Origin of the sequence: uncultured Polaribacter sp., assembly GCF_947500975.1 — a bacterium.
Lineage (GTDB): Bacteria > Bacteroidota > Bacteroidia > Flavobacteriales > Flavobacteriaceae > Polaribacter.
Genome location: NZ_CANMUE010000005.1, coordinates 59134 through 82894 on the forward strand (window position 1 = coordinate 59134; position 23761 = coordinate 82894).

A 23761-nucleotide genomic window follows, 5' to 3' on the forward strand; every position below is an offset into this window, starting at 1 on the left:
TATTATTGTAAATTAAAAAGATATATTTAATCCAACCGTTACAGTTTTTGCAGGGTTAAAATCGTTTCCTGAACCTGTTCCTGCTAAGTTGTATTGTGGGTTAAGCCCTGTTCTTGCAGCATTTAAGAATAAATTCTCTCCAGACACGTATATTTTCATATTATTTACGCCTAATTTTTCTGAAATGAAGTCATTAAAACTGTATCCAATATTTATATTTTTAAGTGCTAAAAATGAAGCATCAGTTAAAAATCTAGTAGATTGAGTTTGAACTTGTGTTGTACTACCTACTTCTAATCTAGGAACATCTGTAATGTCTCCTGCTTGTTTCCATGCATTTAAGATATCAGGGTGATAAGACCTTCCGTAATTACCTGTATGCATCATTGCTGAATATCCGTTGTCTAAAACTTGTCCTCCAATTCCGTATGTAAAAAGTAAGTCTGCAGTAAATCCTTTATAACTAAATGAATTAGAAATAGAACCTAAAATATCAGGTATTGTGTTTGCTTCTGAGTATGCTCTTTGAGTATTACTCCAATCATTCGTAGTTTCATGAACTCCATCTGCATCTAAAACAGGAACACTGTTACCATCCGCGTCATCTTCATACATATAGTACAATGCATCTCCATTTTCTGGATCTACACCTGCAGAATGATATAAAAAGAAATCATATCTAGATCTTCCTATTTCCCATCTTTTTGAACCATTTACAAAAGGTTCAGGTAATTTTACTATTTCATTTTTAAAAGTTGAAGCTTGAACAGTTACATCCCATTTAAAGTCACTTTTGTTTAATAAATGAGCGGTTAAGCTAAGTTCTATACCAGAATTACTAACATCAGCAATGTTAAAAGGAGCAGAATTAATACCATTAGATAATGCTATTGGTAAATTATATAATAAATCTGTTGAATTTTTCTCCCAATATTCTACACTACCATCTAAAATGTTATTGAATAAGCCAAACTCTAAAGCAGCTTCCCAACTTCCTACAGTTTCCCATTCCAATAATTGGTTACCAGGGTTTGTAAATACGATAGCAGGAACACCTGCATTAGATGTTAAAGAATATAATGCTTGTGAGATAAAGAAATCATTTAAATCATCATTACCAACTTGTCCGTAAGAAGCTCTTAATTTTAAACGATCGATAAAAGAAATATTTTTAATGAAATCTTCCTGATCTAATCTCCATGCACCACCTACAGAATAGAAAGTACCCCATCTTGCCTCTTTACTTAGTACTGAAGTACCATCAGTTCTTACGGAACCTGAGATATAATACTTATTGTTATAGTTGTATTTTAATCTAGCAAAATACCCTTCAACTCTTTTTGTAGTTGAAGCTCCACCTAAACTTACAGGAACTGTAAAATTATCAAATTCAAAAATACCTGCAGCTGTTTGTGTAGTTGCTAGAGCATTATTCTCAGAATAATCTCTTTGGTAACTTTCATGACCTAATGTAGCATTAAAATTATGTACATCGTTAAAAGATTTAGTGTAATTTAAAACTTGAGAAAAGTTAATAACATCTCTTCTAAATCTTGTTTCTCCATATCTAGCAGTTGGTTGACCATCTCCAACGATTGGATTTTCGTAACTTTTATTAATTCCTTCATTAATATCCATTCCATAGTTTAATCTTAAATTAAGATCTTCAGTAATGTTAAAGTCTGCATAGTATCTAAAGCCATAAGTGTTATTTCTGTTTAGTTCATCATTTAATATAGCTTCTGCTATTGCATGACGCCCTGGGTTGTATGGTCTAGATCCTTGGTTTAAAGAAATATCTCCTTCACCTACATCAAATATTCTGTCGCCAGCTGCATCAAGAATTAAATTACCATCTGCATCATTTAAATATACTGGGTATATAGAACCAATATTTTTAGCAAATCCAAAAGGGTTGGCAATACTTGTTCCTCTAGATGGTGGGCCTTTAGACTCTGAAACAGAAATATTTGCACTTCCTCCAACTTTTAACCACTTGTTTACATTAAAATCTCCATTTACACGAGTAGTAATACGGTCAAATTTTGAAGTAATAATATAGCCCTCTTCATCCAAGTATGAAGTAGAAAAGAAAACTTTATGGTTTTCTCCTCCTGCTGAAACATTTACAGAATGATTAGATCTTGTACCAACTTGATCTAAAGCATCATACCAGTTTAAACTTTTATAAGTCACTTGTGCTGCAGGGTTTAATTTACCATCCGTACCAACTATTTGGTCGTTTGCAACATTGAAAGGGTTGTAGCCTAAACGCGAATAAATTCCTGCAGAAGCGTCTGCAGCTGCAGTATCTCCTGTTAAAGAGTTTTTGTACGCTTCCCACATTGTTTCATAATATTGACCAGGGTTTACATAATCATATTCTGAGATTCCTCTAGTTACTAATCCATATTGGGTAGTAACGTTAACTTGGGGTTTTCCTTTTGTACCAGTTTTGGTAGTAATTATAACAACACCATTTGCAGCACGGGCTCCGTATAAAGATGTTGATGCACCTCCTTTTAAAATAGTCATTGAAGCAATATCATCTTGGTTTATTGTATTCAAACTTCCTTCAAATTGAATTCCATCAATGACAATTAATGGATCTGAACTCCCGTTTAAGGTACCCACACCTCTAATTACTATTGCTGGTGATGAACCAGGTTGACCAGAAGCTGATATAAACTGAACACCAGTTGCTTTACCTTCAATTGCTGCTATTGGGGAAGTTACATTTCTTAAGGCCAGTTCTTTGGTAGAAACAACACTTGCAGAACCAGTAAAAGCTTGCTTGCTAGTTGTACCATAAGCAACAATAACTACTTCGTCTAAAGCGCTATTGTCTTCTTTTAAAGTAACGTTTAAAACAGAAGAGCTACCGATTTTGTTTTCAGTTGCTTGGTATCCTAAATAACGAAAAACCAAAATATCACCTGATTTTGCTTTAATTTGATATTTACCATCAAAATCTGTTTCTGTACCGTTTCCGGTACCTTTAATTAAAATGCTTACTCCTGGTAAAGGCCCTGATTCATCAGAAACCGTACCAGAAATAGTTTTTTCTTGCGCGAAACTGGTTTGCACAATTAACGCTAATAGAAGCGTTAAAATTCCTTTAAACTTTGTTTTCATATTTATTAAATTTTGAATTATGCGCCAAATGTCTTTATTAATTGTTAAATAACCTATTATTATTGTTAATTATTGTTAATTTTTGTTAATTTAACAAATTTATTTTCTCAATTTGATGATAATGTATTTGTATTGCTTTTTATTTTTAAAAGAGTAATTTTACTAAAAATTACTCTTCCAATTAAGAAGTATTTTAGTGTTTTTGAAGCTGATAGGGTTGTTGTTATTTCTGCCAATTACGCTTCCTATGTTTATGGTAGAGCTATTTGTAGTAAATGAATACCCAATTCCTATTCCAAGGAAGTTTTCTTCATTTGATTGCCCATAATCTGTAATAGAGTAAAGAAATGATTTTTCTGATGTTAGATATCTGTATTCAATATTAAAAAAGGTATAGCTGTTTGTATAAATGCTTTGCTCATCGAAACCTCTTATTGAGTTTATTCCTCCGATTCTAAATAATTCGTTGATTAAATAATTGTCTGAGTTTAAATAACCAATTTCATTTCTGATGTAAATGTTGTTTCTATCATTGAGGCTCCATAAATATGTTGCCGCAGTTTTTAATTTAAATTGATTTGAAGAGTTGTTTCCGCTTTTTCTATTTCCGAAAGAAGGGTTAATAATAATATGTATTTTGTTGTTATAGAAGATGTCATTTAGAGGTTTTGAATAATTAAAATTCAATCCAATAAAATAATTACTATAAGAATCTATATCTGTTAAAGAATTATTATTTGTTTTTTCTGATACTTCTGAACTGTAATTTAATCCAAGAAATATTCTTTTATTTAAATTATAGTTGATATTTGTATTGAGCTTTGTATTTAGAAATGTAGAATCTTGTTTGTAGATTGAGAAAGACATTTCTGGAGAAAAACTAGAATTAAATATGTAGGGAATTGTGGATGCAATTTTAAATTCCTGTCTTTCCTCTCCAATGCTATTCCAAAATAATTCAAATTTTTCACCAGAATCTAAAATGTTTTCTAGGTTTAAGTCAATATTACCATTAAAAAATACATCTCCATTTTCTTTTGAATTAAAACTAATTAATCCCTCAAAGCTGTTGTTTTGTTGTTTTTTTAGATATACATATAATAAAGTAGAGTCTTTTGTAAATAAAACTTCAGGTGGTTTTATTTCTGAAGCAAACTTTAAGCTTTTTAAATCTTCAGAAATTTTATTGATTCTTTTTTGATTAAATATCAAGTCTTTTTTTAGATTCAGATAATGTTTAATAAATGATTTTGGAAATTTTTCATAACCTTTAACAATCACTTTATCTATTTGTCTTTTTTTTGATTGATAAATTTCTAGGTCAGCAAATAATGTATCTTTTCTTATTTTGATATTTTTTAATTGAAGTTTAGAAAAAAGTTTTCCTTCTATTTCTAATTCTTTAGTTAATAAATTGAGTTTGTCTTGTAGTTTTTTAATTGAAGTTATAAAGCTTCGATTTTCATCTGATAATACTTTTATGCCTGCATAGTTAGTTTTGTTGTTTAAAGTAAAATAAGCTGTAAAATTTTTATCGCTTTTAATTAAACTATCAATACTATTGGTAAAATAACCAATAGTTTGAAGGTATTTAGAAACTTTAAGTATTTCGATTTTTAATGAAGTTGAATCAATATGTTTTTTTTGGTAATCAATTTTATTTAAGATTACTAGATTATTAATGTTTCTTGATGATAGTTTTAATTCTAAATCTTGAGAGTATACCTTTAGATTAATAAACACTAAAAAAAGGATACATATGTAATGTCTTATTTTTTGATTCAAAATGAAGAGGAAAAAATTAGATTCAAATGTAAATTAAAATGAGTGAAATTGTATTGTAAAAAAATCATTTTTAAAAAATAACTTACTGATATTTGAATAATTAGAAATTAATTGTACATTTGCGCACTCTTAAAAAAGAGATAATGTTTAATATAAACGTAAAACAGTAATTATTTAGTATGCCAACTATTCAACAATTAGTTCGTAAAGGAAGAACCAAAATAACTAAGAAGAGTAAATCGGCTGCTTTGTCGTCTTGTCCTCAAAGACGTGGAGTTTGTACTAGAGTTTATACTACTACGCCAAAGAAACCTAATTCAGCAATGAGAAAAGTTGCCAGAGTTAGATTAACAAATGGTAATGAGATAAACGCGTACATTCCAGGTGAAGGACATAACTTACAGGAGCATTCGATAGTATTAGTTAGAGGTGGAAGGGTAAAAGACTTACCAGGTGTAAAGTATCACGTTGTTCGTGGAGCTTTAGATACTGCAGGAGTTGAAGGAAGAACGCAACGTAGATCAAAATACGGAGCGAAACGCCCAAAAAAGTAAATTAGTAACTTTTTTAATGTAAAGACATGAGAAAAAGAGCAGCAAAAAAAAGAGTCTTATTACCGGATCCAAAGTTTAACGATCAGCTAGTAACGCGTTTCGTTAATAACTTAATGTGGAGTGGTAAGAAGTCAGTAGCGTTTAAAGTATTTTATGATGCGTTAGATATCGTAGAAGAAAGAAAAGGAGAAGGCGAAGAGAAAACCGCTTTAGAAATTTGGAAAGATGGTTTGTCAAATGTAATGCCTCACGTAGAAGTAAGATCTCGTAGAGTAGGTGGTGCAACATTCCAAATTCCAATGCAAATTAGACCAGATCGTAAAGTGTCTATGGCTATTAAATGGATGATTTTGTATACTCGTAAGAGAAACGAAAAAACTATGGCACAGCGTTTAGCTGCTGAAATTTTAGCCGCGGCTAAAGAGGAAGGGGCTGCTGTAAAAAAACGTACAGATACTCACAAAATGGCAGAGGCTAATAAAGCATTCTCTCACTTTAGATTTTAAGAAATGGCTAGAGATTTAAAATATACAAGAAATATTGGTATTGCAGCACATATTGATGCTGGTAAAACCACAACTACAGAGCGTGTATTGTATTATACAGGTGTTTCTCATAAAATTGGAGAAGTGCATGATGGTGCTGCTACAATGGACTGGATGGAACAAGAGCAAGAAAGAGGTATTACAATTACTTCTGCAGCAACAACTTGTACATGGGAGTTTCCATTGGAAAATGCTCAAAAAACACCAGAAACAAAAGGATATCATTTTAATATTATTGATACTCCAGGTCACGTTGATTTTACTGTTGAAGTAAATAGGTCACTACGTGTATTAGATGGTTTAGTATTTTTATTTAGTGCAGTTGATGGTGTTGAGCCTCAATCTGAAACTAACTGGAGATTGGCTGATAACTATAAAGTGCCAAGAATTGGTTTCGTTAATAAAATGGATCGTCAAGGTTCTGACTTTTTAGGTGTTTGTCAACAAGTAAAAGACATGTTAAAGTCAAACGCAGTGCCAATTGTTTTAAATATTGGTGATGAGGATGAGTTTAAAGGTGTTATTGATTTAGTGAAAAACCGTGCTATTGTTTGGCATGATGCAACTCAGGGAGCTACTTTCGATGTTATCGATATTCCTGAGGATATGAAAGAAGAGGCTAGAAAATACCGTGCACTTTTAATTGAAGAAGTTGCAAGTTATGACGAGAATCTTTTAGAGAAATTTATGGAAGATGAAGATTCTATTACAGAGGAAGAAGTGCATGCTGCACTTAGAGCTGCTGTAATGGATATGGCAATCATTCCTATGATTTGTGGATCAGCATTTAAAAATAAAGGTGTTCAATTTTTATTAGATGCTGTTTGTCGTTACTTACCTTCTCCAGTGGATAAGGAAGGAATCACTGGTACAAATCCAGATACAGGTTTAGAAGAAATTCGTAAGCCAGATGTAAAAGAGCCTTTTGCAGCATTAGCATTTAAAATAGCAACAGATCCTTTTGTTGGTCGTTTAGCATTTTTTAGAGCTTACTCTGGTCGTTTAGACGCTGGTTCATATGTATTGAATAATCGTTCAAACAAAAAAGAGCGTATTTCTCGTATTTATCAAATGCACGCTAATAAGCAAAATGCAATTGATTTTATTGAAGCTGGAGATATTGGAGCTGCTGTTGGATTTAAATCTATCAAAACAGGAGATACTTTAACATCTGAAAAACATCCAATAGTATTAGAATCTATGGATTTTCCAGATCCAGTAATTGGTATTGCTGTTGAGCCTAAAACCAAAGCAGATGTTGATAGATTAGGTATTGGTTTAGGTAAATTAGCTGAAGAAGATCCAACTTTTACTGTTCGTTCAGACGAGGCTTCAGGTCAGACAATTATTTCTGGTATGGGAGAATTACATTTAGATGTAATTGTAGATCGTTTAAAGCGTGAATTTAAAGTAGAAGTTAATCAAGGGCAACCTCAAGTAGAGTATAAAGAAGCAATTACTGCTGCTGCAGATCATAGAGAAGTTTATAAGAAACAATCTGGTGGGCGTGGAAAATTTGCTGATATTGTATTTACTATGGAGCCTGCAGATGAAGGTGTTCAAGGTTTACAATTTGAATCTGTTATAAAAGGTGGAAATGTTCCTAGAGAATTTGTACCTTCTGTAGAGAAAGGATTTAAAGAAGCGATGAAGAATGGTCCTTTAGCTGGATATGAAATGGATTCTATGAAGGTTACTTTAAAAGATGGTTCTTTCCACGCGGTGGATTCTGACCAATTATCTTTTGAGTTAGCTGCAAAATTAGGATATAAAGCTGCTGCAAAAGCTGCTAAAGCAAAAATTATGGAGCCTTTGATGAAGTTAGAAGTTCTAACTCCTGAAGAAAATATGGGTGATATAGTTGGTGATTTAAATAGAAGAAGAGGTCAAGTTAACGATATGAGTGATCGTGCTGGGTCTAAAGTTGTAAAAGCATTAGTGCCATTATCTGAAATGTTTGGATATGTAACAGCTTTAAGAACTATGTCTTCTGGTAGAGCAACATCTACGATGGAATTTTCTCATTATGCAGAAACTCCTTCTAATGTTTCTGAAGAAGTAATCGCTAAAGCAAAAGGATAACCTACTAAATTATTTAAGATGAGTCAAAAAATTAGAATAAAATTAAAGTCTTACGATTACAATTTAGTAGATAAATCTGCTGAAAAAATAGTAAAGACGGTAAAAAGTACTGGTGCAGTAGTAAATGGGCCAATACCATTGCCAACACATAAAAAGATTTTTACAGTATTACGTTCTCCACACGTTAATAAAAAATCTAGAGAGCAATTTCAATTAGCTGCTTATAAAAGGTTGTTAGACATTTATAGTTCTTCTTCGAAAACTATCGATGCTTTAATGAAGCTTGAGTTGCCAAGTGGAGTAGAAGTTGAAATCAAAGTATAAGTAAATATTTTAAACTTTCGGTTTAATTTTGTTGAATCGAAAGTTTTTTATATTTTTGCAACCCGAAATAGAGTAGGGTGAAATTATTTTTGAATTTATTTTTAAAAATAATAACATGTCCGGAGCGTTTCGCAAAGGAAAAACGGTAAAAACAAATTCAGTATAGAAGGTGTTTTTATGCTGTTTTTTTTTGAAGAAATTCAAGGGGTTTTATGAAACATTAGTTTCAAACAAATAATTATTAATAGACGCGCTGGGTAAAATAATCTATCGTCTAAAATTTTAACTAAATGTCTGGGTTAATAGGAAGAAAAATTGGAATGACCAGCTTATTCGACGAAAACGGGAAGAATATTCCTTGTACGGTTATTGAAGCAGGTCCTTGCGTTGTTACCCAAGTCAGAACCGAAGAGGTTGACGGCTACAATGCGTTGCAGCTTGGTTTCGATGACAAAAAGGCGAAGAGTTCTAACAAAGCGTTAGATGGTCACTTTAAAAAAGCTGGCACCACTGCTAAGAAAAAAGTCGTTGAATTTCAAGGGTTTGAAGAGGAGTATAAATTAGGGGATTCAATAACAGTAGATCATTTTGCTGAAGGAGAATTTGTTGATGTGTCTGGGGTTTCAAAAGGTAAAGGTTTCCAAGGTGTTGTAAAACGTCATGGATTTGCTGGAGTTGGACAAGCTACACATGGTCAACATAATCGTTTAAGAGCTCCTGGTTCAATTGGTGCTGCATCGTATCCAGCTAGAGTATTCAAAGGAATGCGCATGGCAGGAAGAATGGGTGGAGATAAAGTGAAAGTACAAAACTTAAGAGTATTAAAAGTGGTTGCTGAAAAGAATCTACTTGTTGTTAAAGGAGCGGTTCCTGGACACAAAAATGCTTTTGTAACTATTCAGAAATAATGAAAGTAGCAGTTTTAGATATTACAGGAAAAGATACAGGTAGAAAGGTTGAGCTTTCTAAAGATGTATTTGGTATTGAACCTAACGATCATGCGATTTATTTAGATGTTAAGCAGTATTTGGCTAATCAACGTCAAGGGACTCATAAATCTAAAGAAAGAGCTGAAATCGCAGGTTCTACTAGAAAGATAAAAAAACAAAAAGGGACTGGAACTGCAAGAGCAGGTTCTATTAAGTCTGGTGTTTTTAGAGGTGGTGGACGTATGTTTGGTCCAAGACCAAGAAGTTATTCTTTTAAATTGAATAAGAACTTAAAGCGTTTGGCACGTAAGTCTGCTTTAAGTATTCAAGCAAATGATAAAAATTTAGTAGTAATTGAAGATTTTAACTTTGATACACCAAAAACTAAAAACTTTACAAATATTTTAAAGGCTTTAGAATTAGGTGCTAAAAAATCATTGTTTGTTTTAGATGATGAAAACGCAAATGTGTATTTATCTTCAAGAAATTTAAAAAACTCTAAAGTTGTAAAAGCTTCAGAAATTAATACTTACGGTGTTTTAAATGCTGCTAAGATTGTAATTACTGAAAGTTCTTTAGAAGGAATTAATTCAAATTTAAGCAAATAGGGATATGAGTGTTTTAATAAAACCTATTATTACGGAAAAAGCAACAAATGATAGTGAATTGTTTAATCGTTTCACTTTTGTTGTAGCAAAAAATGCTAATAAACTAGAGATTAAAGATGCAGTTGAATCTGCTTATGGAGTTTCTATTTTAAGTGTAAAAACTTTAAACTATCCAATTCAAAGAAATACTAAGTTTACCAAAAAAGGTTTGGTAACTGGTATTAAGAGTGGGTATAAAAAAGCAATTGTGCAGTTAGCTGAAGGAGATAGTATTGATTTTTATAACAATATTTAAGAAAAAGACAAATGTCAGTTAGAAAATTAAAACCAATAACACCAGGTCAGCGTTTTAGAGTTGTAAATGGGTTCGACACCATTACAACTGATAAGCCGGAGAAAAGTTTACTTGCTCCGAAAAAGAGATCTGGAGGTCGAAACAATCAGGGAAGAATGACAACTCGTAATATTGGAGGTGGTCATAAACAAAAATATCGTATTATCGATTTTAAAAGAGATAAATCTGGTATTCCTGCAACAGTAAAAACTATAGAGTACGATCCAAATCGTACTGCATTTATTGCTTTACTTAGTTATGCTGATGGTGAAAAACGTTATGTAATTGCACAAAACGGTTTACAAGTAGGTCAAGTAATTGTATCAGGTAATGATGTTGCTCCAGAAATTGGAAATGCAATGCCATTAAGTGTTATTCCTTTAGGAACTACAATTTCTTGTATCGAATTACGTCCTGGACAAGGTGCTGTAATGGCTCGTTCTGCAGGTTCTTTTGCTCAGTTAATGGCAAGGGATGGTAAATACGCAACAGTTAAGTTACCTTCTGGAGAAACAAGATTAATTTTGTTAACTTGTATGGCAACAATTGGAGTTGTATCTAATTCAGATCATCAATTATTAGTGTCTGGTAAGGCAGGTAGAAGAAGATGGTTAGGAAGAAGACCTAGAGTTAATGCAGTAAGAATGAACCCTGTTGATCACCCAATGGGTGGTGGTGAAGGTCGTGCTTCTGGAGGACATCCAAGATCTAGAAATGGTATTCCTGCTAAAGGATTTAAAACTAGATCTAAGACTAAAGCTAGTAATAAGTATATTATAGAACGTAGAAAGAAATAATAAGTTATGGCAAGATCATTAAAAAAAGGACCTTACGTTCACTATAAATTAGAGAAAAAAGTGTTAGCTAATGTTGAAGCTGGAAACAAAACAGTTATTAAAACTTGGTCAAGAGCAAGTATGATAACTCCAGATTTTGTTGGACAAACGATTGCTGTTCATAATGGACGTCAGTTTGTACCAGTTTATGTTACAGAAAACATGGTAGGGCATAAATTAGGCGAATTTTCACCAACTCGTTCTTTTAGAGGACATGCTGGTGCAAAAAATAAAGGAAAAAAATAGTAGGATATGGGAGTTCGTAAAAAAAATATGGCAGATCAGTTAAAAGCGGATAGAAAGCAACGTGCTTTCGCTAAGCTAACTAACTGTCCTACATCACCAAGAAAAATGCGTTTAGTTGCGGATCAAGTTAGAGGTGTTGAAGTTGAAAAAGCTTTACAGATCTTAAAATTTAGTCCAAAAGAAGCATCTATAAATTTAGAAAAATTGTTATTGTCTGCAATTGCAAACTGGCAAGCTAAAAATGAAGATGCATCAATTGAAGAAGCAGGGTTGTTTGTTAAAGCAATTTATGTTGATAGCGCAGGAATGTTAAAAAGATTAAGACCAGCTCCACAAGGTCGTGCTCATAGAATTCGTAAGCGTTCTAATCACGTTACTTTAGAGTTAGGCAGTAAAAATTTAAGTAATTAATCAAAGTAGAAATGGGACAAAAAACTAATCCAATAGGAAATCGTTTAGGAATCATAAGAGGTTGGGAATCTAACTGGTATGGTGGTAATGACTACGGAGATAAAATTGCTGAAGATGATAAGATAAGAAAGTATATTAATGCAAGATTATCTAAAGCTAGTGTTTCTAGAGTAATTATTGAGCGTACTTTAAAGCTTGTAACTGTAACTATTACTACTGCTAGACCAGGTATTATTATTGGTAAGGGTGGTCAAGAAGTTGATAAGTTAAAAGAAGAGCTTAAAAAAATTACTGGTAAAGAAGTTCAAATTAATATTTTTGAAATTAAACGCCCTGAATTAGATGCAAAATTAGTTGCAACTAGTGTAGCACGTCAAATTGAAAATAGAATTTCTTATAAGAGAGCTATTAAGATGGCTATTCAAGCTACAATGCGTATGAACGCTGAGGGAATTAAAATTCAAATTTCAGGACGTTTAAACGGAGCAGAAATGGCACGTTCAGAGCATTTTAAAGAAGGTAGAATTCCTCTTTCTACTTTTAGAGCAGATATTGATTATGCTCTAATTGAAGCACATACTACATATGGGAGACTAGGTGTTAAAGTATGGATTATGAAAGGTGAGGTTTATGGTAAAAGAGAATTATCTCCATTAGTTGGCTTGTCTAAGAAACAAGGTGGTAATAAAGGTGGTGATAGATCTAAGCGTCAACAACCTCGTAGAAGAAAATAATTTTTAAATTAGAAATTAAAAATGTTACAGCCAAAAAGAGTAAAATATCGTAAGGTACAGAAGGGGAAAGGTAATATGTCTGGAGACGCTCAAAGAGGAAACCAGCTATCTAATGGTATGTTTGGTATCAAGTCAATAGACCAAAATCTATTAACTTCTCGTCAAATAGAAGCAGCGCGTATTGCAGCTACTCGTTATATGAAAAGAGAGGGACAATTATGGATTAAGATATTTCCAGATAAGCCTATTACAAAGAAGCCTTTAGAAGTACGTATGGGTAAAGGTAAAGGTGCTCCTGATCATTTTGTTGCAGTTATTAAACCAGGAAGAATTTTGTTTGAAGTTGGTGGTGTGCCAATTAATGTAGCAAAAGAAGCTTTGCGTTTAGCTGCTCAAAAATTACCAGTGAAAACAAAGTTTGTGATCGCAAGAGACTTTGATATTAACGCATAATTCTAAAGAATATGAAACAATCAGAAATAAAAGAATTAGCACTTGTTGATCTTAACGAAAAACTTGTGTCTATTCAAAAAAATTATACTGATCTTAAAATGGCTCATGCAATTACTCCTTTGGAGAACCCATTGCAATTGAGAAGTTTAAGAAGAACTGTAGCAAGAATTGCAACAGAATTAACAAAAAGAGAATTACAATAATTCTATAGTCAGTTTTAAAGATGGAAAAAAGAAATCTTAGAAAAGAGAGAATTGGTGTTGTTTCTAGTAACAAAATGGAAAAGTCTATTGTTGTTTCTGAAACTAAAAGAGTAAAGCACCCAATGTACGGAAAGTTCGTATTGAAGACTAAGAAGTACGTTGCACACGACGAAAAGAATGATTGCAACGAAGGAGATACTGTTAGGATCATGGAAACAAGACCTATGAGTAAATCTAAACGTTGGAGATTAGTAGAAATCCTAGAAAGAGCTAAATAATATGTTACAGACAGAATCAAGATTAAAAGTAGCAGATAATACTGGAGCTAAAGAAGTTTTAGTTATTAGAGTTTTAGGAGGAACAAGAAAACGTTACGCAAGAATTGGAGACAAGATTGTAGTAGCTGTTAAATCTGCAACTCCTAACGGAACTGTAAAGAAAGGTCAAGTATCTAGAGCAGTTGTTGTAAGAACAAAAAAAGAAGTAAGACGTAAGGATGGATCATACATCAGATTTGATGATAATGCTTGTGTACTTTTAAATCCTACAGAGGAAATGAGAGGAACACGTGTTTTTGGTCCTGTTGCAAGAGAACTTCGTGAGAAGCAATTCATGAAAATAGTATCATTAGCACCTGAAGTGCTTTAACATTATAACAGAATGAAGAAGTTTAAAATTAAATCAGGAGATACTGTAAAAGTAATTGCAGGAGATCACAAAGGATCTGAAGGTAAGGTTTTACAAATCATCAAGGATAAGGACAGAGTATTAGTTGAAGGTGTAAATTTAGTTTCTAAACATACCAAACCTAGCGCTCAAAATCCTCAAGGTGGTATTGTAAAAAAAGAAGCTTCATTGCATATATCTAACTTAATGTTAGTAGAAGATGGAGTAGCTGTAAGAGTAGGTTATAAAGTTGATGGAGACGCTAAAACTAGGATCTCTAAAAAAACTAAAAAATAAGAATAATCATGAGTTACGTACCAAGATTAAAAGCAGAATACAAAGAAAGAGTAATCAAAGCTCTTACTGAAGAATTCAGTTATAAGAATGTAATGCAAGTTCCTAAATTAGAAAAAATTGTTGTTTCTAAAGGTGTTGGTGCTGCAATTGCAGATAAGAAATTAATAGATTACGCTTTAGAAGAAGTAACAACAATTACTGGTCAAAAAGCTATATCTACTATGTCTAAAAAAGATGTTGCAGCTTTTAAATTGCGTAAAGGTATGCCAATTGGTGTAAAAGTTACTTTACGTGGTGATAAAATGTATGAATTTTTAGATAGATTAGTTACTGCTTCTTTACCTCGTGTAAGAGACTTTAACGGTATAAAAGCTAATGGATTTGATGGAAGAGGTAATTACAATTTAGGAATTACAGAACAAATCATTTACCCAGAGATAAATATAGACCAAGTTAAAAAAATCAATGGTATGGATATTACATTTGTAACATCTGCTCCAACTGATAAAGAAGCTAAGTCGTTATTAGGAGAATTAGGTTTACCATTCCAAAAAAATTAAGAGATGGCTAAAGAATCAATGAAAGCTCGTGAACGTAAAAGAGCAAAGACAGTTGCAAAATATGCTGAAAAAAGGAAAGCTTTAAAAGAAGCTGGAGATTATGAAGGTTTGCAAAAATTACCAAAAAACGCATCACCAATTAGAATGCATAATAGATGTAAACTTACTGGTCGTCCAAAAGGATATATGCGTCAGTTTGGTTTGTCTCGTGTAACTTTTCGTGAAATGGCAAATCAAGGTTTAATACCAGGTGTTAAAAAAGCAAGCTGGTAGAAAATCAAAAATAAATCAAATAATAAAAATAGAATGTGTATCTTTGCACGCTCTATTTTTTTTGAGTATTAGAATTTTAACTGATTATAGGTTCAATTATCACAGAGAAATCTGTAGCATAAATAGAGATAGTTGAAAACCGGAATCGCAATTTAAATAAGTATGTATACAGATCCAATCGCGGATTTTCTTACAAGAGTAAGAAATGCAATCGCAGCAGGACACAGAGTGGTAGAAGTTCCAGCTTCAAATTTGAAGAAGGAAATGACTAAAATTTTGTTTGAACAAGGGTACATTTTAAGCTATCAATTTAATGATGATAAAGTTCAAGGAACTATCAAAATAGCTTTAAAGTATGACCGTGAGACAAAAGAGTCAGTAATTAGAAAAATTCAACGAATCAGTACACCAGGTTTAAGAAAGTATGTTGGCTCAACTGAGATGCCAAGAGTGCTCAATGGACTTGGAATTGCTATTGTTTCTACATCTAAAGGTGTAATGACAAACAAAAAAGCACGTCAAGAGAATGTTGGAGGAGAAGTTTTATGTTACGTTTATTAAATCTTAAGAAATGAGTAGAATAGGAAAAAATCCCGTTAGCATTTCACAAGGTGTAGATGTAAACATTAAAGAGAATGTAATTACCGTAAAAGGGAAATTAGGAGAGTTATCTCAAGTAATTTCTGATGGTATTACAGTAAAGATTGAAGATGGTGTTATCACTTTAGATAGAGCATCTGAAAGTAGAAACCATAAAGCACAACATGGTTTAATGAGAGCTTTAATCAGTAATATGATTGAAGGTGTAAGTAAAGGTTGGACTAAAGATTTAGAATTGGTTGGTGTTGGTTACAGAGCATCTAATCAAGGGCAAAAATTAGATTTAGCTTTAGGTTTCTCTCATAATATTGTTTTAGAGTTAGCTCCAGAAGTAAAAGTTGAAACGATATCTGAGAAAGGGAAAAACCCAATCATTAAATTATCTTCATATGACAAACAATTAGTTGGTCAAATAGCTGCAAAGATTCGTTCTTTCAGAGCTCCAGAACCTTATAAAGGTAAAGGTGTGAAGTTTGTTGGTGAAATATTAAGAAGAAAAGCAGGTAAATCTGCATAATATATAGCATTATGGCATTATCAAAGCTACAAAGAAGAGCTAGAATAAAGCGTAGAATCAGAAAAATTGTTTCTGGTACTGCTTCTAAACCAAGATTATCGGTTTATAGAAGTAATAAAGAGATTTACGCTCAAATAGTTGACGATGTAAACGGAGTTACTTTAGCTTCAGTTTCATCAAGAGATAAAGATATTAAAGCAAGTTCAAAATCTGAAGCAGCAACTGCAGTTGGTAAAGCAATAGCAGATAAAGCTTCAAAAGCTGGTGTAGAAACTGTAGCTTTTGACAGAAATGGTTATTTATACCATGGTAGAGTTAAAAGTTTGGCAGATGCTGCAAGAGAAGCTGGTTTAAAATTTTAAGAAATTATGCAAGGTTATAAAAACGTAGAAAGAGTTAAACCAAGTGGATTAGAGCTTGTTGATAGATTAGTTGGTGTACAACGTGTTACTAAGGTTACAAAAGGTGGTAGAGCATTTGGTTTCTCTGCAATTGTAGTAGTAGGTGACGGTAACGGTGTTGTTGGTCATGGACTAGGAAAATCTAAAGATGTTTCTTCAGCAATTGCGAAAGCAGTAGAAGATGCAAAGAAAAATTTAGTAAGAATACCAATTTTAGAGGGAACATTACCTCATGAGCAAAAAGGTAAATTTGGTGGAGCAAAAATATTTATAAAGCCTGCATCTCCTGGTACAGGGGTTATTGCTGGTGGTGCTGTACGTATAGTATTAGAATCTGTTGGGGTACATGATGTATTATCAAAATCTCAAGGATCTTCTAATCCTCATAACGCAGTTAAAGCTACATTTGACGCTTTATTACAGTTAAGAAGTGCTTCATCAATAGCTAAGCAAAGAGGTATTTCTTTGGATAAAGTATTTAACGGATAAATCTAAGAGCGATGGCAAAAATTAAAGTTACACAAGTAAAAAGTCAAATCGGGCGTCTTAAGAATCAAAAGAGAACTTTAGAGGCATTAGGTTTAAGAAGAATGAACCAAACTGTAGAACATGAGGCAACTCCTGCAGTAGTTGGTATGGTAAATAAAGTTTCACATTTAGTTTCTGTAGAGGAATTAAAATAAGATATTTAAAATGAGTAATTTACACAGTTTAACACCAGCAGAAGGATCTGTAAAAAAAGGTAAAAGAATTGCGCGTGGTGAAGGTTCTGGTCATGGAGGTACTTCTACTAGAGGTCACAAAGGGCAAAAATCTCGTTCAGGTTATTCTAGAAAGATTGGTTTTGAAGGTGGGCAAATGCCACTTCAAAGACGTGTGCCAAAATTTGGTTTCACAAACATTAATCGTAAAGAATATCAAGGTATCAATTTAGATAAATTACAATCTTTAGTTGATAGTGGAGTGATAACAGATACAGTAGATTTAGATCTTTTAGTTGCTAATAGATTAGCAGGTAAAAACGACTTAGTAAAAATATTAGGTGGTGGAGAATTAAAAGCTAAATTAAATATAACTGTACATAAATTTACTGCATCAGCTAAGGCAGCAATTGAAGCTGCGGGTGGTAACGCAGTAAACTTATAACAAAAAGTAAATGATGAATTTAATTAATAGATTAAAAGACATTTTTGCAATAGAAGAGTTAAAAAATAAAATTCTTCTTACTATCGGTTTAATTACTGTATATCGTTTTATGGCATCTGTTCCATTACCTGGGATAGATCCATTACAATTAGCAGCATTAAAAGAAAGTACTTCAGGTGGTCTTTTAGGTTTATTGAATGCATTTACAGGAGGGGCGTTTGCTAGAGCATCAGTAATGGCTCTTGGTATTATGCCTTATATTTCAGCATCTATTGTTGTTCAGTTGATGGGAATTGCTGTTCCTTATTTACAAAAACTACAAAAGGATGGTGAAAGTGGACGTAAAAAAATTACACAAATTACTAGATGGTTAACTATTGTTATTACATTAGTTCAAGCACCAACTTATATTACAGCTATTAAAACTCAATTTGGTTTAGGGCCTGAAGCTTTTTTAGTTAGTGGTGCTGCTTTCTGGGTAAGTTCTATAATCATTTTAACTGCAGGTACTATTTTTGCAATGTGGTTGGGAGAACGTATTACAGATAAAGGTGTTGGTAATGGAATTTCATTATTAATTACTGTTGGTATTATAGCTAATTTTCCTGCTGCATTTTTACAAGAGTTTGTTGCAAAAACAACAAATGCTGGTGCAGGTGGTTTAATGATGATTCTTATTGAAGTTATTGTTTGGTTTGTAGTAATTTTATTAACTGTGCTTTTAGTTACTGCTGTTAGAAAAATTGCAGTACAGTATGCTAGAAGAACTGTTGCAGGTAATGTACAGAATGTTGCAGGTTCTAGGGATTATATTCCATTGAAATTAAACGCAGCAGGTGTTATGCCTATTATTTTTGCGCAAGCAATTATGTTTTTACCAGTTGCTTTAGCTCAAAAATTTCCTTTTATGTCAAGTTTACAAGATATGAATGGATTGGGTTATAATATTATATTTGCTTTGTTAATTATCATTTTTAGTTATTTCTATACAGCTATTACAATTCCAACGAATAAAATGGCTGATGATTTAAAAAGAAGTGGTGGTTTTATTCCAGGTATTAGACCAGGAAAAGACACAGCAGATAGATTAGATAGTGTTTTATCTAGAATTACTTTCCCAGGATCGTTATTCTTAGCAGCTTTATCAATTTTACCAGCAGTTGTAGTTCAATTTGGAGTACAGCAGAGTTGGGCAATGTTTTATGGTGGTACATCATTAATCATTATGGTAGGTGTAGCAATTGATACAATGCAACAAATTAATTCGTACTTATTAAATCGTCATTATGATGGTTTAATGAAAGCGGGAAATAGCAATAGAAAATCAAATAAGTAATATAATATGGCTAAACAATCAGCAATTCAACAGGATGGAACAATTACAGAAGCATTGTCTAATGCAATGTTTCGTGTTGAACTAGAAAACGGTCATATTGTAACTGCTCATATTTCTGGTAAAATGCGTATGCATTATATTAAATTATTACCAGGAGATAAGGTTAAACTAGAAATGAGCCCTTATGATTTATCGAAAGCAAGAATAACATACAGATACTAAAAAAAAATATAAACAGATGAAAGTTAGAGCATCAGTTAAGAAAAGAAGTGCCGACTGCAAAATAGTGCGCAGAAAAGGTAGATTATATGTAATTAATAAACAAAATCCTAGATTTAAACAAAGACAAGGGTAATGGCAAGAATAGCAGGTATTGATATTCCAAAGAATAAAAGAGGGGTTATTGCTTTAACTTACATCTTTGGTATAGGAAACAGCAGATCTAAAGAGATCTTAGCAAACGCAAAAGTTGACGAAAGTATTAAAGTTCAAGATTGGACTGATGATCAAATCGCAGCAATTAGAGAACAAGCAGGAACTTTTACAATTGAAGGTGAATTACGTTCTGAGATTCAAATTAACATCAAACGTTTGATGGATATTGGTTGTCAGAGAGGTATTCGTCATAGACTTGGTCTTCCTTTAAGAGGTCAGAGAACTAAGAACAACTCTAGAACTAGAAAAGGTAAGAGAAAAACTGTAGCTAACAAGAAAAAATAAAGTTAGATAAAGTAATAAAGATCTAGTTATTGTATAAAGCATAATACTAGAAAACTAAATTACTAAAACTTAAATATTATGGCAAAATCAAGCGCAAAAAAACGTAAAGTAATAGTAGAAGCTATTGGGGAAGCACATGTAACAGCTTCTTTTAATAATATCATTATTTCTTTAACAAATAAAAAAGGAGATGTAATTTCATGGTCATCTGCAGGTAAAATGGGGTTTAGAGGTTCTAAAAAGAATACTCCTTATGCAGCTCAATTAGCAGCAGAAGATTGTGCAGCAGTTGCTAAAGAAGCAGGTTTACGTAAAGTAAAAGTTTATGTTAAAGGACCTGGTAATGGTAGAGAATCAGCTATTAGATCAATTCATAATGCAGGTATAGAAGTATCAGAAATTATTGATGTTACTCCAATCCCACATAATGGTTGTCGTCCACCAAAAAGAAGAAGAGTTTAAGCTGAATTGATTTCAGTTTTTTCTTTAATAGAGAATATCATATTAATTATATTTTAACTTGATAGGAACAAGATTATCGAAGGAGTAAGCCTTAATTCATAATCCCTATCTATAACAAAAACGAAATGGCAAGATATACAGGACCAAAAACTAAAATTGCTCGTAAATTTGGAGAAGCAATATTTGGAGAAGACAAAAACTTTGAAAAAAGAAACTTTCCTCCAGGACAGCATGGAAATGCAAGAAGAAGAGGAAAAAAATCTGAATATGCTACTCAATTAATGGAGAAGCAAAAAGCTAAATATACTTATGGTATTTTAGAGCGTCAGTTTAGAAATTTATTTAAAGATGCATCATCTTCTCAAGGAATTACAGGTGAAATCTTATTACAATTATGTGAACGTCGTTTAGATAATGTAGTTTACAGAATGGGAGTTTCTAACTCTAGAAGTGGAGCACGTCAATTAGTTTCTCACAGACACATTACTGTTAATGGTAATATCGTTAATGTACCTTCTTACCGTTTAAACGAAGGAGATGTTGTTGCTGTAAGAGAAAAATCTAAATCTTTAATTGCTATTGAAAATGCATTAGCGTCTAACAGCAATGTTTTTGAATGGTTAACTTGGAATTCAGATACTAAAACTGGAACTTTTGTAAAAATACCAGAAAGATTACAAATTCCAGAAAACATTAAAGAGCAATTAATAGTAGAATTATATTCTAAATAATAAATTAATCATATTGGTATTTAGCCAAAGGGTTTATTTGAATTCTTCAAACTTATAAACCGCGCAACTAAATAACAATTAAAACGAAGAATAATGGCAATATTAAATTTTCAAAAACCTGATAAAGTAATCATGATTGAATCTACAGATTTTTCTGGTAGATTTGAGTTTAGACCTTTAGAGCCAGGTTTTGGTTTAACAGTTGGAAACGCATTAAGAAGAGTTCTTTTATCTTCTTTAGAAGGGTTTGCAATTACATCATTAAGAGTTGATGGTGTAGAACACGAATTTTCAACAATTAGTGGTATTGTAGAAGATGTTACAGAAATTATCTTAAATTTAAAACAAGTTCGTTTTAAAAAGCAAATTGATGAAACTGATAGAGAAACAGTATCTGTGTCTGTATCTGGTCAAGATCAATTAACTGCAGGAGATTTACAAAAATTTATTTCTGGTTTTCAAGTTTTAAATCCGGATTTAGTGATCTGTAATATGGATAAATCTGTAAAATTAAATGCAGAAATCACTATAGAAAAAGGTAGAGGATTTGTACCTGCAGAAGAAAATAAAAAAGCATCTGCTCCAATAGGAACAATTTTTACTGATTCAATTTACACTCCAATAAAGAATGTAAAATATTCAATTGAAAATTTCCGTGTTGAACAAAAAACAGATTATGAAAAATTAGTATTTGATATAGATACTGATGGTTCAATTAATCCAAAAGACGCACTAACAGAAGCTGCAAAAATATTAATTCACCACTTTATGCTATTCTCTGATGAGCGTATTACATTAGAAGCTGATGAAATTGCACAAACTGAAACTTATGATGAAGAGTCATTACATATGCGTCAATTATTAAAAACTAGATTAATTGATATGGATCTTTCTGTAAGAGCTTTAAATTGTTTAAAAGCTGCAGAAGTTGATACATTAGGTGATTTAGTTTCTTTTAACAAAAGCGATTTAATGAAATTTAGAAATTTTGGAAAAAAATCATTAACAGAGCTAGAAGAATTAGTTATTGTTAAAGGTTTAAATTTCGGAATGGATTTAGCAAAATACAAATTAGATAAAGATTAACCTTTCATATTTTGCTCCTCAAAATGAGTTGATGCAAGATGAAAGTATAAAACAAAGTCATGAGACACGGAAAAAAAATTAACCATTTAGGTAGAAAAACAGCACACAGAAAGGCAATGTTAGCTAATATGGCATGTTCTTTAATTGAACACAAACGTATTAACACAACTGTGGCAAAAGCAAAAGCATTAAGAGTTTTTGTAGAACCACTTATTACAAAGTCTAAAGCTGATACTACTCACAATAGGCGTATTGTATTCTCTTATTTACGAGATAAATACGCTGTTACTGAATTATTCAAAGAAATTTCTCAGAAAGTTGCTGATAGACCAGGTGGATATTTACGTATTATCAAACTAGGAAACCGTCAAGGAGATAATGCTCCAATGGCAATGGTTGAATTAGTTGATTATAATGAAATTTATAATCCAAAAGGAACTAAAGCTAAGAAAACTACACGTAGAGGTAGAAGTAAAAAAGCTGAAGCTTCTAAGGTAGAAGAGACTTCAACAGAAGAAAAATCTGAAGATTAAAAAATGAAAATTTTTAATTAATATAAAAGGGATAAACGTTTACGTTTATCCCTTTTTTTATATTTTTGTATTAACAAACACAACTATAATCAATGAAATATCAAACACGAAAAAAAGCCTTAGTTTTATTAGCTGATGGAACAATTTTTTATGGGAAATCTGTTGGTATAGAAGGTACTTCTACAGGAGAAATCTGTTTTAACACAGGTATGACTGGTTATCAAGAGATATTTACAGACCCTTCTTATTTTGGCCAATTAATGGTAGCTACAAATGCTCATATAGGAAATTATGGAGTAAATGATTCTGAGGTAGAATCTGATGGAATCAAAATTTCTGGTTTAATTTGTAGAAATTTTAGTTTTACACATTCTAGAGCTGATTCTGATGGAAACCTAAAAGATTGGTTTATAAAACATAATTTGGTAGCAATTTCTGATGTAGATACACGTGCATTAGTTTCTTATATTAGAGATAATGGTGCTATGAATGCAATTATTTCTACAGATGTTGATAATATTGAAGATTTAAAAAATCAACTTGCAAAAGTACCAAGCATGAATGGTTTAGAGTTAGCTTCTAAAGTTTCAACCAATAAACCTTATTATGTAGGAGATGAAAATGCTGAAATTAAAATAGCAGCTTTAGATATTGGAATAAAAAAGAATATTCTAAGAAACCTTAGTAAAAGAGGGGCTTATATAAAAGTTTTTCCATATAATTCTTCTTTTGAAGAAATGGAAGCATTTAATGCAGATGGTTATTTTATTTCAAATGGGCCTGGAGATCCAGAACCACTTGTTCAAGCACAAGCTGTAGCAAAAGAGATTATTAATAGAAATTTACCATTATTTGGTATCTGTTTGGGACACCAAGTAATTGCATTAGCTAATGGTATTTCTACTTATAAAATGCATAATGGTCATAGAGGAATAAATCATCCTGTTAAAAATTTATTAACTGGTAAAGGAGAAATTACTTCTCAAAATCATGGTTTTGCAATTAATAAAGAAGAAACTGAAAAACATTCTAATGTTGAGATTACACATGTGCATTTAAACGATCAAACCGTAGCTGGTATTAGAATGAAAAATAAGAATGTTTTTTCTGTTCAATATCACCCGGAAGCTAGCCCTGGGCCTCATGATTCTGAATATCTTTTTGATCAATTTATCACTAATATTATAAACGCAAAAAATGGTTTATCGTAACTTTTTGACTATTCGTCGAAATTAAATGGTTTTTGAACATTTG

Annotated in this window: 35 protein-coding genes; 33 read left to right on the forward strand and 2 right to left on the reverse strand. The window is 32.1% G+C overall.

Annotation, left to right across the window (positions count from 1 at the left end; genetic code table 11):
* Positions 1-12 precede the first annotated feature (12 nt).
* Both Q0733_RS07065 and Q0733_RS07070 read right to left on the reverse strand, forming a co-directional pair.
* The gene (locus Q0733_RS07065) at positions 13-3135 is read right to left on the reverse strand and encodes a SusC/RagA family TonB-linked outer membrane protein (protein ID WP_298780649.1); all 3123 of its coding nucleotides are present in this window, start codon (positions 3133-3135) and stop codon (positions 13-15) included.
* Positions 3136-3297: 162 nt separating this feature from the next.
* A complete protein-coding gene (locus Q0733_RS07070; RefSeq protein WP_298780650.1) occupies positions 3298-4878 on the reverse strand; it encodes a BamA/TamA family outer membrane protein in 1581 nt (526 codons plus the stop codon).
* A gap of 221 nt (positions 4879-5099) precedes the next feature.
* Here Q0733_RS07070 and rpsL point away from each other — a divergent pair, with 221 nt between their 5' ends.
* The 33 genes from rpsL (at position 5100) to carA (ending at position 23718) form a co-directional block, all read left to right on the forward strand.
* Positions 5100-5474, forward strand: a complete 375-nt coding sequence (gene rpsL, locus Q0733_RS07075) for a 30S ribosomal protein S12 (protein WP_018943587.1) — start codon at positions 5100-5102, stop codon at positions 5472-5474.
* Between the two features lie 26 nt (positions 5475-5500).
* Positions 5501-5980 carry a 30S ribosomal protein S7 gene (rpsG, locus tag Q0733_RS07080; protein ID WP_298780653.1) on the forward strand — a complete coding sequence of 160 codons (480 nt, stop codon included), beginning with the start codon at positions 5501-5503 and terminating at the stop codon, positions 5978-5980.
* 3 nt (positions 5981-5983) lie between these two features.
* Positions 5984-8101: an elongation factor G gene (gene fusA / locus Q0733_RS07085; RefSeq protein WP_298780655.1), complete on the forward strand. Its 2118-nt coding sequence runs from the start codon at positions 5984-5986 to the stop codon at positions 8099-8101.
* An 18-nt stretch (positions 8102-8119) separates the two neighbouring features.
* Complete coding sequence (gene rpsJ / locus Q0733_RS07090) at positions 8120-8425, forward strand: 30S ribosomal protein S10 (protein WP_068363283.1); 306 nt, start codon at positions 8120-8122, stop codon at positions 8423-8425.
* A gap of 290 nt (positions 8426-8715) precedes the next feature.
* Positions 8716-9333: a 50S ribosomal protein L3 gene (gene rplC / locus Q0733_RS07095; RefSeq protein WP_298780661.1), complete on the forward strand. Its 618-nt coding sequence runs from the start codon at positions 8716-8718 to the stop codon at positions 9331-9333.
* Positions 9333-9962 carry a 50S ribosomal protein L4 gene (gene rplD / locus Q0733_RS07100; RefSeq protein WP_298780665.1) on the forward strand — a complete coding sequence of 210 codons (630 nt, stop codon included), beginning with the start codon at positions 9333-9335 and terminating at the stop codon, positions 9960-9962. Before rplC ends, rplD begins: the two co-directional genes overlap by 1 nt.
* A 4-nt stretch (positions 9963-9966) precedes the next feature.
* Positions 9967-10257: a 50S ribosomal protein L23 gene (gene rplW / locus Q0733_RS07105; RefSeq protein ID WP_298780667.1), complete on the forward strand. Its 291-nt coding sequence runs from the start codon at positions 9967-9969 to the stop codon at positions 10255-10257.
* 11 nt (positions 10258-10268) lie between these two features.
* Positions 10269-11093, forward strand: coding sequence for a 50S ribosomal protein L2 (gene rplB, locus Q0733_RS07110; protein WP_298780669.1), 825 nt, complete (start codon positions 10269-10271; stop codon positions 11091-11093).
* A gap of 6 nt (positions 11094-11099) precedes the next feature.
* A complete protein-coding gene (rpsS, locus tag Q0733_RS07115) occupies positions 11100-11378 on the forward strand; it encodes a 30S ribosomal protein S19 (RefSeq protein ID WP_015482224.1) in 279 nt (92 codons plus the stop codon).
* A 6-nt stretch (positions 11379-11384) separates the two neighbouring features.
* Positions 11385-11789, forward strand: a complete 405-nt coding sequence (gene rplV / locus Q0733_RS07120) for a 50S ribosomal protein L22 (RefSeq protein WP_298780671.1) — start codon at positions 11385-11387, stop codon at positions 11787-11789.
* Between the two features lie 11 nt (positions 11790-11800).
* Complete coding sequence (rpsC, locus tag Q0733_RS07125; protein ID WP_298780674.1) at positions 11801-12523, forward strand: 30S ribosomal protein S3; 723 nt, start codon at positions 11801-11803, stop codon at positions 12521-12523.
* Between the two features lie 21 nt (positions 12524-12544).
* Positions 12545-12976, forward strand: coding sequence for a 50S ribosomal protein L16 (gene rplP, locus Q0733_RS07130; RefSeq protein ID WP_298780677.1), 432 nt, complete (start codon positions 12545-12547; stop codon positions 12974-12976).
* Positions 12977-12987: 11 nt separating this feature from the next.
* Positions 12988-13179, forward strand: coding sequence for a 50S ribosomal protein L29 (gene rpmC / locus Q0733_RS07135; protein WP_298780679.1), 192 nt, complete (start codon positions 12988-12990; stop codon positions 13177-13179).
* Positions 13180-13199: 20 nt separating this feature from the next.
* Positions 13200-13457, forward strand: a complete 258-nt coding sequence (rpsQ, locus tag Q0733_RS07140) for a 30S ribosomal protein S17 (protein WP_298780681.1) — start codon at positions 13200-13202, stop codon at positions 13455-13457.
* A gap of 1 nt (position 13458) precedes the next feature.
* Positions 13459-13827, forward strand: a complete 369-nt coding sequence (rplN, locus tag Q0733_RS07145; RefSeq protein WP_298780683.1) for a 50S ribosomal protein L14 — start codon at positions 13459-13461, stop codon at positions 13825-13827.
* Positions 13828-13839: 12 nt separating this feature from the next.
* Positions 13840-14142, forward strand: coding sequence for a 50S ribosomal protein L24 (rplX, locus tag Q0733_RS07150; RefSeq protein WP_298780685.1), 303 nt, complete (start codon positions 13840-13842; stop codon positions 14140-14142).
* 8 nt (positions 14143-14150) lie between these two features.
* Positions 14151-14702, forward strand: coding sequence for a 50S ribosomal protein L5 (rplE, locus tag Q0733_RS07155; RefSeq protein ID WP_298780688.1), 552 nt, complete (start codon positions 14151-14153; stop codon positions 14700-14702).
* A gap of 3 nt (positions 14703-14705) precedes the next feature.
* Complete coding sequence (gene rpsN / locus Q0733_RS07160; protein ID WP_298780691.1) at positions 14706-14975, forward strand: 30S ribosomal protein S14; 270 nt, start codon at positions 14706-14708, stop codon at positions 14973-14975.
* Between the two features lie 162 nt (positions 14976-15137).
* Entirely contained in the window at positions 15138-15536 is a 399-nt protein-coding gene (gene rpsH, locus Q0733_RS07165) for a 30S ribosomal protein S8 (protein WP_298780694.1), read from the forward strand.
* 10 nt (positions 15537-15546) lie between these two features.
* Complete coding sequence (gene rplF / locus Q0733_RS07170; protein ID WP_298780697.1) at positions 15547-16092, forward strand: 50S ribosomal protein L6; 546 nt, start codon at positions 15547-15549, stop codon at positions 16090-16092.
* Between the two features lie 11 nt (positions 16093-16103).
* Complete coding sequence (gene rplR / locus Q0733_RS07175; protein ID WP_298780700.1) at positions 16104-16454, forward strand: 50S ribosomal protein L18; 351 nt, start codon at positions 16104-16106, stop codon at positions 16452-16454.
* 3 nt (positions 16455-16457) lie between these two features.
* Positions 16458-16982: a 30S ribosomal protein S5 gene (gene rpsE, locus Q0733_RS07180; protein WP_298781014.1), complete on the forward strand. Its 525-nt coding sequence runs from the start codon at positions 16458-16460 to the stop codon at positions 16980-16982.
* An 11-nt stretch (positions 16983-16993) separates the two neighbouring features.
* Positions 16994-17176, forward strand: a complete 183-nt coding sequence (rpmD, locus tag Q0733_RS07185) for a 50S ribosomal protein L30 (protein WP_298780702.1) — start codon at positions 16994-16996, stop codon at positions 17174-17176.
* A gap of 10 nt (positions 17177-17186) precedes the next feature.
* Positions 17187-17639, forward strand: a complete 453-nt coding sequence (rplO, locus tag Q0733_RS07190; RefSeq protein WP_298780704.1) for a 50S ribosomal protein L15 — start codon at positions 17187-17189, stop codon at positions 17637-17639.
* 13 nt (positions 17640-17652) lie between these two features.
* The gene (secY, locus tag Q0733_RS07195) at positions 17653-18975 is read left to right on the forward strand and encodes a preprotein translocase subunit SecY (protein WP_298781017.1); all 1323 of its coding nucleotides are present in this window, start codon (positions 17653-17655) and stop codon (positions 18973-18975) included.
* Between the two features lie 6 nt (positions 18976-18981).
* Positions 18982-19197 carry a translation initiation factor IF-1 gene (infA, locus tag Q0733_RS07200; RefSeq protein ID WP_004568721.1) on the forward strand — a complete coding sequence of 72 codons (216 nt, stop codon included), beginning with the start codon at positions 18982-18984 and terminating at the stop codon, positions 19195-19197.
* A 16-nt stretch (positions 19198-19213) separates the two neighbouring features.
* On the forward strand, positions 19214-19330 hold the full coding sequence (gene ykgO / locus Q0733_RS07205) for a type B 50S ribosomal protein L36 (RefSeq protein ID WP_004568720.1): 117 nt from the start codon (positions 19214-19216) through the stop codon (positions 19328-19330).
* Entirely contained in the window at positions 19330-19695 is a 366-nt protein-coding gene (gene rpsM / locus Q0733_RS07210; RefSeq protein WP_298780706.1) for a 30S ribosomal protein S13, read from the forward strand. The genes ykgO and rpsM overlap by 1 nt, the downstream gene beginning before the upstream one ends.
* A gap of 78 nt (positions 19696-19773) precedes the next feature.
* A complete protein-coding gene (gene rpsK / locus Q0733_RS07215) occupies positions 19774-20157 on the forward strand; it encodes a 30S ribosomal protein S11 (RefSeq protein WP_298780709.1) in 384 nt (127 codons plus the stop codon).
* A 125-nt stretch (positions 20158-20282) separates the two neighbouring features.
* Complete coding sequence (gene rpsD / locus Q0733_RS07220; protein ID WP_298780712.1) at positions 20283-20888, forward strand: 30S ribosomal protein S4; 606 nt, start codon at positions 20283-20285, stop codon at positions 20886-20888.
* A 93-nt stretch (positions 20889-20981) separates the two neighbouring features.
* Entirely contained in the window at positions 20982-21974 is a 993-nt protein-coding gene (locus Q0733_RS07225) for a DNA-directed RNA polymerase subunit alpha (RefSeq protein WP_298780714.1), read from the forward strand.
* 59 nt (positions 21975-22033) lie between these two features.
* Positions 22034-22507, forward strand: a complete 474-nt coding sequence (gene rplQ, locus Q0733_RS07230) for a 50S ribosomal protein L17 (RefSeq protein WP_298780716.1) — start codon at positions 22034-22036, stop codon at positions 22505-22507.
* A 92-nt stretch (positions 22508-22599) separates the two neighbouring features.
* Positions 22600-23718, forward strand: a complete 1119-nt coding sequence (carA, locus tag Q0733_RS07235; RefSeq protein WP_298780719.1) for a glutamine-hydrolyzing carbamoyl-phosphate synthase small subunit — start codon at positions 22600-22602, stop codon at positions 23716-23718.
* Positions 23719-23761 lie beyond the last annotated feature (43 nt).

What these genes read in the sequence shown, in the direction of transcription:
- Q0733_RS07065 (WP_298780649.1), bottom strand. Translation starts at nt 3,135, where the DNA reads ATGAAAACAAAGTTTAAAGGAATTTTAACGCTTCTATTAGCGTTAATT.
- rpsL (WP_018943587.1), top strand. Translation starts at nt 5,100, where the DNA reads ATGCCAACTATTCAACAATTAGTTCGTAAAGGAAGAACCAAAATAACT.
- rpsG (WP_298780653.1), top strand. Translation starts at nt 5,501, where the DNA reads ATGAGAAAAAGAGCAGCAAAAAAAAGAGTCTTATTACCGGATCCAAAG.
- fusA (WP_298780655.1), top strand. Translation starts at nt 5,984, where the DNA reads ATGGCTAGAGATTTAAAATATACAAGAAATATTGGTATTGCAGCACAT.
- rpsJ (WP_068363283.1), top strand. Translation starts at nt 8,120, where the DNA reads ATGAGTCAAAAAATTAGAATAAAATTAAAGTCTTACGATTACAATTTA.
- rplC (WP_298780661.1), top strand. Translation starts at nt 8,716, where the DNA reads ATGTCTGGGTTAATAGGAAGAAAAATTGGAATGACCAGCTTATTCGAC.
- rplD (WP_298780665.1), top strand. Translation starts at nt 9,333, where the DNA reads ATGAAAGTAGCAGTTTTAGATATTACAGGAAAAGATACAGGTAGAAAG.
- rplW (WP_298780667.1), top strand. Translation starts at nt 9,967, where the DNA reads ATGAGTGTTTTAATAAAACCTATTATTACGGAAAAAGCAACAAATGAT.
- rplB (WP_298780669.1), top strand. Translation starts at nt 10,269, where the DNA reads ATGTCAGTTAGAAAATTAAAACCAATAACACCAGGTCAGCGTTTTAGA.
- rpsS (WP_015482224.1), top strand. Translation starts at nt 11,100, where the DNA reads ATGGCAAGATCATTAAAAAAAGGACCTTACGTTCACTATAAATTAGAG.
- rplV (WP_298780671.1), top strand. Translation starts at nt 11,385, where the DNA reads ATGGGAGTTCGTAAAAAAAATATGGCAGATCAGTTAAAAGCGGATAGA.
- rpsC (WP_298780674.1), top strand. Translation starts at nt 11,801, where the DNA reads ATGGGACAAAAAACTAATCCAATAGGAAATCGTTTAGGAATCATAAGA.
- rplP (WP_298780677.1), top strand. Translation starts at nt 12,545, where the DNA reads ATGTTACAGCCAAAAAGAGTAAAATATCGTAAGGTACAGAAGGGGAAA.
- rpmC (WP_298780679.1), top strand. Translation starts at nt 12,988, where the DNA reads ATGAAACAATCAGAAATAAAAGAATTAGCACTTGTTGATCTTAACGAA.
- rpsQ (WP_298780681.1), top strand. Translation starts at nt 13,200, where the DNA reads ATGGAAAAAAGAAATCTTAGAAAAGAGAGAATTGGTGTTGTTTCTAGT.
- rplN (WP_298780683.1), top strand. Translation starts at nt 13,459, where the DNA reads ATGTTACAGACAGAATCAAGATTAAAAGTAGCAGATAATACTGGAGCT.
- rplX (WP_298780685.1), top strand. Translation starts at nt 13,840, where the DNA reads ATGAAGAAGTTTAAAATTAAATCAGGAGATACTGTAAAAGTAATTGCA.
- rplE (WP_298780688.1), top strand. Translation starts at nt 14,151, where the DNA reads ATGAGTTACGTACCAAGATTAAAAGCAGAATACAAAGAAAGAGTAATC.
- rpsN (WP_298780691.1), top strand. Translation starts at nt 14,706, where the DNA reads ATGGCTAAAGAATCAATGAAAGCTCGTGAACGTAAAAGAGCAAAGACA.
- rpsH (WP_298780694.1), top strand. Translation starts at nt 15,138, where the DNA reads ATGTATACAGATCCAATCGCGGATTTTCTTACAAGAGTAAGAAATGCA.
- rplF (WP_298780697.1), top strand. Translation starts at nt 15,547, where the DNA reads ATGAGTAGAATAGGAAAAAATCCCGTTAGCATTTCACAAGGTGTAGAT.
- rplR (WP_298780700.1), top strand. Translation starts at nt 16,104, where the DNA reads ATGGCATTATCAAAGCTACAAAGAAGAGCTAGAATAAAGCGTAGAATC.
- rpmD (WP_298780702.1), top strand. Translation starts at nt 16,994, where the DNA reads ATGGCAAAAATTAAAGTTACACAAGTAAAAAGTCAAATCGGGCGTCTT.
- rplO (WP_298780704.1), top strand. Translation starts at nt 17,187, where the DNA reads ATGAGTAATTTACACAGTTTAACACCAGCAGAAGGATCTGTAAAAAAA.
- secY (WP_298781017.1), top strand. Translation starts at nt 17,653, where the DNA reads ATGAATTTAATTAATAGATTAAAAGACATTTTTGCAATAGAAGAGTTA.
- infA (WP_004568721.1), top strand. Translation starts at nt 18,982, where the DNA reads ATGGCTAAACAATCAGCAATTCAACAGGATGGAACAATTACAGAAGCA.
- ykgO (WP_004568720.1), top strand. Translation starts at nt 19,214, where the DNA reads ATGAAAGTTAGAGCATCAGTTAAGAAAAGAAGTGCCGACTGCAAAATA.
- rpsM (WP_298780706.1), top strand. Translation starts at nt 19,330, where the DNA reads ATGGCAAGAATAGCAGGTATTGATATTCCAAAGAATAAAAGAGGGGTT.
- rpsK (WP_298780709.1), top strand. Translation starts at nt 19,774, where the DNA reads ATGGCAAAATCAAGCGCAAAAAAACGTAAAGTAATAGTAGAAGCTATT.
- rpsD (WP_298780712.1), top strand. Translation starts at nt 20,283, where the DNA reads ATGGCAAGATATACAGGACCAAAAACTAAAATTGCTCGTAAATTTGGA.
- Q0733_RS07225 (WP_298780714.1), top strand. Translation starts at nt 20,982, where the DNA reads ATGGCAATATTAAATTTTCAAAAACCTGATAAAGTAATCATGATTGAA.
- rplQ (WP_298780716.1), top strand. Translation starts at nt 22,034, where the DNA reads ATGAGACACGGAAAAAAAATTAACCATTTAGGTAGAAAAACAGCACAC.
- carA (WP_298780719.1), top strand. Translation starts at nt 22,600, where the DNA reads ATGAAATATCAAACACGAAAAAAAGCCTTAGTTTTATTAGCTGATGGA.